The 9,076-nt window shown below is 63.1% G+C and carries 14 protein-coding genes; 5 read left to right on the top strand and 9 right to left on the bottom strand.

Annotated elements, in window-relative coordinates:
- A partial coding sequence (locus tag ABSB13_RS08870; RefSeq protein ID WP_428107498.1) for a hypothetical protein occupies positions 1-284 on the top strand: 284 nt, incomplete at its 5' end.
- Here ABSB13_RS08870 and ABSB13_RS08865 read toward each other — a convergent pair.
- Complete coding sequence (locus tag ABSB13_RS08865) at positions 281-904, bottom strand: alpha/beta hydrolase (RefSeq protein WP_428107496.1); 624 nt, start codon at positions 902-904, stop codon at positions 281-283. The two genes, ABSB13_RS08870 and ABSB13_RS08865, sit on opposite strands and share 4 nt — an antisense overlap.
- 86 nt (positions 905-990) lie before the next feature.
- Here ABSB13_RS08865 and ABSB13_RS08860 point away from each other — a divergent pair, with 86 nt between their 5' ends.
- From ABSB13_RS08860 to ABSB13_RS08845, 4 genes are all read left to right on the top strand, one after another.
- Positions 991-1,446, top strand: coding sequence for a Mut7-C RNAse domain-containing protein (locus ABSB13_RS08860; protein WP_428107495.1), 456 nt, complete (start codon positions 991-993; stop codon positions 1,444-1,446).
- Between the two features lie 118 nt (positions 1,447-1,564).
- The gene (locus ABSB13_RS08855) at positions 1,565-2,839 is read left to right on the top strand and encodes a DUF7453 family protein (protein WP_428107494.1); all 1,275 of its coding nucleotides are present in this window, start codon (positions 1,565-1,567) and stop codon (positions 2,837-2,839) included.
- A gap of 9 nt (positions 2,840-2,848) precedes the next feature.
- Positions 2,849-3,511 (top strand): O-methyltransferase, encoded by a 663-nt coding sequence (locus ABSB13_RS08850; RefSeq protein ID WP_428107492.1) that lies wholly within the window; start codon positions 2,849-2,851, stop codon positions 3,509-3,511.
- Positions 3,512-3,535: 24 nt separating this feature from the next.
- Positions 3,536-4,072, top strand: a complete 537-nt coding sequence (locus ABSB13_RS08845; protein WP_428107491.1) for a GNAT family N-acetyltransferase — start codon at positions 3,536-3,538, stop codon at positions 4,070-4,072.
- A 56-nt stretch (positions 4,073-4,128) separates the two neighbouring features.
- Here the strand turns inward: ABSB13_RS08845 and ABSB13_RS08840 are convergent, their stop codons facing one another.
- The 8 genes from ABSB13_RS08840 to ABSB13_RS08805 all read right to left on the bottom strand — a co-directional run bounded on the left by ABSB13_RS08840 (position 4,129) and on the right by ABSB13_RS08805 (position 9,054).
- Positions 4,129-4,440: a chaperone modulator CbpM gene (locus ABSB13_RS08840; protein ID WP_428107490.1), complete on the bottom strand. Its 312-nt coding sequence runs from the start codon at positions 4,438-4,440 to the stop codon at positions 4,129-4,131.
- Positions 4,441-4,456: 16 nt separating this feature from the next.
- Complete coding sequence (locus tag ABSB13_RS08835) at positions 4,457-5,596, bottom strand: DnaJ C-terminal domain-containing protein (protein WP_428107489.1); 1,140 nt, start codon at positions 5,594-5,596, stop codon at positions 4,457-4,459.
- 69 nt (positions 5,597-5,665) lie between these two features.
- Entirely contained in the window at positions 5,666-5,857 is a 192-nt protein-coding gene (locus tag ABSB13_RS08830) for a CcmD family protein (RefSeq protein ID WP_424673895.1), read from the bottom strand.
- 13 nt (positions 5,858-5,870) lie between these two features.
- Positions 5,871-6,584, bottom strand: a complete 714-nt coding sequence (locus tag ABSB13_RS08825; RefSeq protein WP_428107487.1) for a cytochrome c biogenesis protein — start codon at positions 6,582-6,584, stop codon at positions 5,871-5,873.
- Between the two features lie 24 nt (positions 6,585-6,608).
- A complete protein-coding gene (locus tag ABSB13_RS08820; protein ID WP_428107486.1) occupies positions 6,609-7,280 on the bottom strand; it encodes a heme exporter protein CcmB in 672 nt (223 codons plus the stop codon).
- A 5-nt stretch (positions 7,281-7,285) separates the two neighbouring features.
- Complete coding sequence (ccmA, locus tag ABSB13_RS08815; protein WP_428107485.1) at positions 7,286-7,987, bottom strand: heme ABC exporter ATP-binding protein CcmA; 702 nt, start codon at positions 7,985-7,987, stop codon at positions 7,286-7,288.
- Positions 7,987-8,538: a c-type cytochrome biogenesis protein CcmI gene (gene ccmI / locus ABSB13_RS08810; protein WP_428107483.1), complete on the bottom strand. Its 552-nt coding sequence runs from the start codon at positions 8,536-8,538 to the stop codon at positions 7,987-7,989. Before ccmI ends, ccmA begins: the two co-directional genes overlap by 1 nt.
- Positions 8,539-8,541: 3 nt before the next feature.
- On the bottom strand, positions 8,542-9,054 hold the full coding sequence (locus ABSB13_RS08805; RefSeq protein ID WP_428107482.1) for a cytochrome c-type biogenesis protein: 513 nt from the start codon (positions 9,052-9,054) through the stop codon (positions 8,542-8,544).
- Positions 9,055-9,076 lie beyond the last annotated feature (22 nt).

Here is a 9,076-nt window from a genome sequence, read left to right as displayed (position 1 = left end):
CCTTCGCAGCGATCAAGGCCGACTACGCTGCGCTGGCGCCGTCGCTATCGGGACTCGAGCGCTTCGACCTCGACAAGCAGCCGCTGAACAACGCCGTGCTGGTGAACTATCTGATCTACTTTCACGATCTCGACAACTTCGCCGCGCTCGATCGGATGAATCACGGTGACTTGCGCGCGACGATCGCGCAGATCATTTCGATCGCGAAGGCGCATCCCGACGATCCTTTCTACGCCATCTGGGAGAAGACCCGCGCCGCTCCCGCGCCTTCCGGCGGCAGCTAGCTTGCGATTGCGGCGGCGATTGCGCGCGACAGTTCCGCTTCGTGGCCGCCGAAGAAATGATCGGCGCCGGGAATGATCTCGAGTCGCGCCGAGTCACCGATTTGCGACCTGAGCGTTTTCAGCCCCGCGACGGGCGAGTACGAATCGCGATCGCCGGAAACCAGTAGCACGGGCTTCGATGCGCCATCCGGGATGCGCGCATCAGCCATCGCAAGCGGCAGCGCGACGGCGACGATGCGCGCGATCTCCGCGCGTGCGTATCCTGCGCTCACCGCGACCATTGCGCCAAACGAATATCCCGCCATCACGGCGCCCGCTTTGCGCACGCCGGGCTGCGCGAGCACAAACGCCATCGCCGCAACCGCGTCATCGACTTCGCCGGGACCGCCGTCATGCTCGCCGTCGCTGGCGCCGACGCCGCGAAAGTTGAAGCGCAAGGTCGCGTATCCTGCTTGCCACATCGCCGCGAGGATCGCATCGACCACGTTGTTGAACATCGAGCCGCCATAGGCGGGATGCGGATGACAGACCACTGCCGCGGGCGCATTTGCGCCGGGATTGGCGAGCAGGCCTTCCAACCTCAACTCGCCGGATCGAAACGACACCTGAATTTCCTGCATCGCGCGCCTCTCAGAACTTAAACTGTCACTTTATATTTTCCCGGGCTACGGTCTGGTCGATCGCTGATATAATACCGCCCATCGCGATGGATGAAACTCCCCGACTTGCGGCCGACCGGATGCTGATGCGATTGGCGCGATGGCTGCGGCTGCTCGGCGCCGACGTGATTACCGACGCGTCGCTGACCGGCGCTGAGCTTCTGAAGATCGCTCGCGCCGACAACAGAATCCTGGTGACCCGCGATAAACGCCTTCGAACCGCGGCCGGCGTTTTTTTCGTCGAGGACAACGCCATCAGAGGACAGCTGCGCGAAGCTGTCAGACGCTTCCGGCTTGACCCGCGAGTGGTTGCGCTGACGAGATGCTCGCGATGCAACCATGTGCTGACCCCGGTTGCACGTGAACTCGTGTCGCGGCGAGTGCCGCCCTACGTTTTTGCCGGCCACGATCGATTTGCCGAGTGCGAGCAGTGCGGCCGAATCTACTGGTCCGAGACGCACCCGGAACGAATCCAGGCGATGCTGGATTCAATCGCGTTCTGAGGTCCTGACCCGCCGCCGCAGGCTGGCTTTTTCCTTGCATTGCGTTAGGGGAGCTTCGGCGACTATAAGAATCTCGGGGACTTAGCATTCGAGCTACTGATTAAGAGCCGGGGAAAAAATGTTTAATTTCAGGGCTTTCTTGTCTGCGCTCGTGATTCTGCTCCTGACTCCACTGAGCGCGCACGCGGTTTCGCTGACCCTTAGCGGAAGCAGCGCCGAGTTGCAAATGGACAACACGCAGGCAGTCTATGCCAGCGACAGCAACGGCGTCCCGGCGCTGATCACCGAAATCGGAATGCCGGCGCCCGGCGGCGGCGTCATAACCGAAGTCGGCGTGCCGTCGATGATGCCCGATGGACGCGTGATCTTTGGCGCCGAGACGCAGCCCAAGGACACCAAGATCAAGGCCCGGTGGAATATCTTCATCGGCAATGCCGATGCCATACCGAGCCATAAGATAATCATGGCGCTCAATCCCAAGGCGTTGGCCGGTGATTGCAGTCCCGCATTCAAGGGCGACCCTTATCCCATCGCAGACATGGACGGAAATATCGCGTTCATGTCGATAGTGCCGCACGGCCGCGATGGGCTGTTCTTTTATTCGCACGGCAAACTCACTTGCATGGCGAAGGCGGGCGACAAAACCAATGAAGGGCACGAGATCGCGGTGCTGAGCTTCGGCAGCCCGCAAATGGGCGACGACGGACAGGTCGTGTTCACCGGGTTTCTCGGCGAGAGCGCGAAGCCCGCTGGACACCGTCAGGCGCTGCTGCTTGCTTCCGTTGCAGGCGGCGTTACGGAGCTTGCGGTCGAAGGCGAATACGGACCCAATCACACGCTCTATCAGCGCCCGTTCGGATTGCCGGCTGCGCTGCCCACCCCGCTTGGAATAATGGTTGCGTTCACCGCCAAGTCGCCCAGCGGCGCGGCGCTGTTCCTGTACAGCGGCGGTTCAATGGCGAGGATCCTGCCGACCGGCACTCTAACTTCGGTCGGTCCGGTTTCATATCTGTCGGCGGGGCGCCCGGGTTTGATGGCTGATGGAACAACCGCGGTGCTCGCAGGATGCGCGCGCATACCGGCGATTTTTCGGCTGACCCGGCAGCGCCTCGATTTGCGCATTCAGCGCGGACAGCTAACTCCCTTCGGCACCGAACTCGAGTCGCTGGGTGACCCGGTGATGACGGCTTCGGGCGCTATGTTCATCGGGGCCACCGATTCTGACGATCACGAAAAGCTCTACGTGCTGTCGCCGGACGACGCATTTTTCGAGGTCGGCGAATCCGACCTGATATACCGAATCGCGATGGGCGCGCAGAAGCATCATTCAATCTTCACAGGCACGTTGACAGTGAATCAGCACGGCGACTTCGCGTATCTCGGCGGCCGGTAGGAAGTGAGCATGGCCGGACCGTCGAAGTTTATCGCGCTCACTCCCAAACTCTATGACTATCTGGTTGCGCATGGGCACAACGGCGATCCGATCCGCGCCGAATTGGCGGCTGAGACCGCACAATTGGGGTCGATTAGCACAATGCAGATTGCCGCCGAGCAAGGCACGCTCATGGCAATCCTCGCCGGCGCGATCGGCGCGCGCTCCGCGGTCGAGGTCGGGACGTTCACCGGCTACAGCGCACTGTGCGTAGCTCGCGCGTTGCCCGCCGACGGCCGGCTTCTGTGCTGCGACGTGAACGAGCAATGGACCGGCATCGGGCGTCGCTATTGGGAACGGGCGGGCGTCGCGAACAAGATAACACTCAAGCTGGGGCCCGCGGCCGATACGCTGAAGGCGCTCCCGGTTTCGCATACCTTCGACTTCGCATTTATCGACGCCGACAAGTCGAGCTACGGGATCTATTACGAAGAGATTCTCAAGCGCCTGCGTCCGGGCGGACTCATCCTGTTCGACAACGTGTTGTGGAACGGTGCGGTCATCGAAGAAACGATAAAGGATGCGGACACGCTGGCGCTTCGCGCGCTCAACGATTTCATCGCGAACGACACGCGCGTCGAGGCTGTGATGATAGGCGTCGCCGACGGCCTCACCATCGTTCGCAAGAAGTAACCGCGCGAGCCGCTTAAATCCGGCGTGAACGAACTCAACACTCGTCGTCTGGTCGGCACGCCCGCCGTTCCCGGCGACTTCGCAGATATTCGCCGTCTGCACAGCGATTCGCGCGTGATGGCGACGCTGTCCGCCGACGGCAACGTTTTCAGCGAAGTGCAGACCCGTGCTTTCCTGAAAAACGCCGCCGAGCATTGGAAGTTGCACGGTTTCGGACTGTGGATCTTCCGTGAGCGGGTCGGCGGCGAGTTCGTTTTCGTTGGTTACGGCGGAATCAAACACGCCGTCGTCGAGGGCCGCGACGAGATCGAGCTCGCGTATGCGGTCAGGTCCGATTACTGGGGGATAGGAATCGCGACCGAGATTTCAATCGCGGCACTGAAGTTGGCTTTCGACGTGACGCGCCTGGATCGAATCGTTGCCTTCACCTTGCCGCACAACCGGGCCTCACGTGGCGTGATGGAGCATTGCGGGTTCACATACCAGCGCGACATCGTGCACGCCGGGCTGCCGCACGTTCTCTATACTCTCGAAGCTCGCGCCTTCGCCGCCCGCTCCTGAGCGAAGCATATCGCGGGTTCCTTTTTTTGTGTCATCTCACCCCTTCCAACAGGCGGTCAGCGCCCCATCTGATCCAGCAAATGCAGGATCACGCCGATCCCCGGGATATTCACTTCGAGTTCCTCGCCGAGCGTGCGAATCACGCGGACCCGTCGCAACGCTTCGCGATCGTATAGCGCCTCCGGCCGTCCGCGCAGTCGCTCCACTCGAACCGGCGCGATCAAATCCTCGCGCTCCCACGACGCCAAGTCGCCTTCGCTGATTCCGCCTATCGAGCAGAACACGCTCCTGCTCATCAGCACCACTTTGCCGCGATCGGCGCGTCGATGCGTCGAAGTCGAGCTGGTTGTGGAAGATCGCCGCGCCATCGTGTTCAGTTCCGCGTCACTTCGACGCCATCAGTTCCGCCCGCGGATCGGCAATCCCGCGCGCCTTGAGACTGTCGGCCAAATCCTGCATGAGCGCGCGCTCCTTGGCGTTCAAGTCGGTCGGCGCGAGGACCTTCAGTTCGTAGAGCAGGTCCCCCGCAGGCTCCTTGCCGCGCGCCGGCAGCCCCCGCCCGCGCAGCCGCATCACCCTGCCCGCCTGGCTGCCGGGAATAATCTTGAGCGACACGCGCCCGTCAACCGTCGGCGCGGTGATTTCGGCGCCGAGCGCCGCTTCGTAATCCCACACCGGCAAATTAACCCGCAGGTCGCGGCCCGCAAGCGCAAACACCGGGTTCGGTTCGATTCTGACCGTCAGGAAGAGATCGCCATTCTGATCGGGACGCGGTGCGCGGCCGCCCTGCCCCTTCAAGCGCAACTGCGTGCCGTCCGCCGCGCCCGCCGGGATTGTGACTTCGAGCGTGCGCCGCGCCTGCACCACGCCAACCCCGGCGCAGGTCGGACAAGCCTCGGCGGAACGAATCACGCGCGCCTTGCCCTGCTTTTCCTCGCGGGCGATCATCCCGCTGCCGCGGCAGGTGGCGCATTCGTCCTCGGCGACGAGATCGAGCCGCCGCTTCGCGCCCTTGACGGCATCGAGCAGCGGGATTCTGACTTCGGCGCGAAGATCGGGCGCCCGCGCCGGCCCGGCGCCCGCGCCGCCGGCGTCGAAATCGAAGCCGGAAAATTCGCGTGATGAAGCGCCGCGGCTGCGCCCGCCGGCGCCGCGTCCGAAACCGCTTGCTCCGGCGCCACCGAAGAATTGCGAAAAGAAATCGCTGAAATCGCCGCCGCCGAACTCTGCGCCCGCGCCCGCGCCGGCCGCCGATTGCTGCCGCGCGTATCGGCGCATCATCTCTTCCTGCGATACGCCGTGCTCCCAATCGGCGCCGAGTTCGTCGTACTTCTTGCGCTTGTCGGCGTCGCCGATGACCTGGTAGGCCTCGTTCAGTTGCTTGAATTTAGCCTCGGCATCCTTATTGTTGGGATTTACGTCGGGATGGAATTTGCGGGCGAGCTTGCGGTAGGCGCTTTTGATTTCCGCCTCGCTGGCTTTTCGATCGACTCCGAGAGTTTTGTAGTAGTCGCGAAATTCCATCCGAAATACTCAGTCGGAAACATTCGGAGCCTCAGTCACTATACTCACTGGCCATGCTCGATTGGCAAATCAAGCCCCGGATCGCGGCTCCGGCGGCCTGCCGGCCGCCGAGTGCTCCGTCAGCGCCGCCACCCGCGCCTCCAGCGTGCGAAGTTCCGCGTCAAGCGCCGCCTGGCGGCGCCAAATGAACATCACGTACAGGAACATCGCAACGAAGATGATGCTATACGCGGCGAACAGGTATCCAAAATGTGCTCCCATCAACTCAACTCCATTACTTCGGGTCGGATGCCGCCGCGGTCGCCAGCGCTATCCTGCCGGCCAGCCAGGCCATCCTGCTTCGCGTCCGCAACTGCGTGAATCGCAGCATCAGGAGCCACGCCCACAACAACGTAAATGCCGTCAGCGACACCAGCAGCGTCCAGACCATCCGTGGATCCTCCAACCCATGGGTGCCCTGCTTGGTAACCAGCACCGCGGGATGTATCGTGCGCCACAGTCGCACCGACACGATAACGATCGGCACGTCCATCGCGGCGACGATTCCGATCACCGCGCCGAAGCGGGCTACCTGCGGCGTGTCATCGGCGCTGGCGCGCAGCATCAGGTAGCCGCCGTACATCAGCCACAGGATAAAAGTCATCGTCAACCGCGAGTCCCACGTCCACCAGGTGCCCCAAATCGGCTTGGCCCAAATCGAACCCGCGACAATCATCAGCGTGCAGAAGACCATCCCGGTTTCGGCGGCGGCGTAGCCGAGGTCGTCCCAGAGCTGATCGCCGAGCCACAGGTAGAATATCCCCGCTATCGCGACCAGCCCGAACGACGCGAACGCGACCCAGGCGAGCGGGACGTGAAAATAAAAGATCAGCTGGGCGATTCCCATCTCGGCATCGGGTGGAACGTAGTCGAAGACCATGAACAGCGACGCCAGCATCAGGGCCAGCGTCGAGAATCCGAGCCAGTTGCGAATCGTGGGGTTGTTCATCGGGCCACCAGTCTTTTCCCTTCGTCAGTCCCCACCTACCACATGCTCGAACAGCAGGTAACCGGCGGTGACGAACAGCACATCGAACGCGATCATGATCTTCAGCCAGTCGCCCATCGACTCAAACGGCGCGCCCGAAAGCGCGGCGGCACTGGCCTTGACGCCCGCAATCAGCGCCGGTACGAAAATCGGCACAGCGAGAATCGGCAACAGCATATCGCCGCCGCGAGTGCGTCCGGTGATTGCGGATAGCAGCGTCGCCAGCGCGGAAAATCCGATCGCGCCCAGCACCAGAATCGGAGCCAGCCGCGCCATCGATGCGTCGAAGTCGAGATTGAAGAACAACACCATCAGGACGACCGCGCCAACCTCGGCCACCGCCATGAAGATGAACGCGGCGCAGAGTTTCGCGGCGTAGAGCGTGGAGGGATCGAGCGGGCTGAGCAGCAGGCCGCGAATCGCGCCGTTGTCGCGCTCCGCGAGCAGCGCGCGATTGGCGCCCAGCATCCCCGCGAACACCATCGCGACCCACAGAGCGCCCGCGGCCGCGTCGACGCTGCGCACGCGCGCCGCGCCGAGCGCGAAGACCAGCACCACCAGCACCAGCATCGAGAGCGCGAGCAGCGCCAGCGTGCTCTCGCCGCTGCGGAGCTCGAGGCGCAGGTCCTTGCGCAAAACGGCGGCAAATCCCGACACGGCTTCTATCTGCCCAGCAGCGAGCGAATTCGCCCGCCGCGCCGGACCTCCTCCTTATGCACATGCTGCATCAGGCGCCCGCGCGAGATTTCGAAGACCGCGACCTCGACGCCATCTATTTCGGGGATTCCGTGAGTGGTTGCCAGCACGCAGGCGCCACGTTCGATAGCGCCGCGAATCAGCGCCGCGACGATTTCGGCGCCGTCATGGTCGAGCGACGCGAACGGCTCATCGAGCAACAGCAACTCCGGCTCGGCAAGCATCGCACGCGCCGCCGAGAGGCGCTGCTCCATACCGCGCGAGAACGCACGCACGCGGGTATCGGCAACCTCGGCCAGTCCGACCCGGCCGAGCCATTGATGGGCGCAGTCGCGCGGGTCGGCAAGCGAATACAGTTCAGCGTAAAATTCGAGATTCTCCCGCGCGGTCAGATTCGGGTAGAGGAAACTCTGATGCGCCATCAGGCCGATTCGGCGCCGATAGCGCGCCACGAGTCGGCGCGTGTCCTGCCCGAAGACCAGCGCGTGGCCGCCGCTGGGTGCTTCGAGTCCGGCCAGGATTCGCAGCAGGGTGGATTTCCCGGCGCCGTTGCCGCCAATTATAAACGCGCCCGCACCCGCCAGCATCCGCAATTGCACTTCGCGCAGGACGAACGCCAGACCATAAGTCTTTTCCAGATTGCGAATCTCGACGACGGGCGCCGACATCACTCAGTCCAGGCGGCCGTGGCGGCTGTCGGCTTGATCGCCAGCCCGCATTGCGCGCAGAACTTCGAGTCGGCCGCCGCGGGCGCTCCGCATTGCGAACAGAAGCGAATCGTGCGCGACGGCGACTGCGAGGATTGCGGCGGCCGTGGCGATTCCGCATGCGCGACGGGCGTCGGCACGGCGCCGCTGCGTCGCGCCGGCGATCCGGTGCGGCGCGGCGCCTGCGGCGAAGATGCAGAGGGCAACTTCTTCGGGTTTGCAGCCTTGGCGGTCTGGAGGTGGAAATTCTCGACCGCGGCCATCGCGGTCAGCGCCCGATCCTCGAGCGCCTTGTGCATCGATTCGTAGTCCTCGTCAGACAGCTTGCCCATCTCGCGATCGAACTCGAGCTCGCGAAGACCCTGCACCGCCAGCGCGCGATCATGCTCGTCGCGCTCCACTTGAATCTCGCCCGACGACTTGGCGCGCGCTCCGATTAGCCCGATGCCCAGTGGAGCCGCCACGAACAGCGCGACTCCGGCGACAATTAGCGCGGCGGCAAGAATGAACACCGGTTATCTGCGCTCCTTGAGTTCGTTTTCAAGTCTGCGCCTGAGTTCGGAATCGAATGACGACGGCTCCCCGGCCGGTTTCGAGCCGGACGGCGCAGACGGTGAAGGCGAATTGGAGCGCCATCGCCCGACCACGAGCACCATCAAGCCGCCGCCGAGTACGAGCGCGATAAAAGGCATCGTCCAGGCGAGCAGGTTGAAGCCCTCAGCGGTCGGCGCGGACAGGACTTTTTCGCCGTACTTGTGGCGATAGAAGGCGATTATCTGCGCACGGTTGTTGCCTTTGCGGATCATGTCATCTATCTCGGCGCGCAAGGGCACTGAAAAGCCGCAGGTCGGCATATTGCAGTTGGCGACGGTTAGACCGCATCCGCATTGGCAGGTCAATCCCTGGGAAACCTCCGCGGTGGTTGTGGTTTCCGCTGCGAATGTTTCACGTGAAACGTTTTTCAGTTCAGGAGAAAGAAAAACGAAGAGCGCGACGACGGTGAACGCGAGCCTCGGCGACGATCCCAATGCGAATGCTAATCGCGAACGC

Origin of the sequence: Binatus sp. (SeqCode) (genome assembly GCF_050013435.1) — a bacterium.
In the GTDB taxonomy this organism is placed as follows: Bacteria; Desulfobacterota; Binatia; order Binatales; family Binataceae; genus Binatus.
Note: the sequence above shows the minus strand (reverse complement) of the source record. Positions and strands in the feature narration are given on the sequence as shown.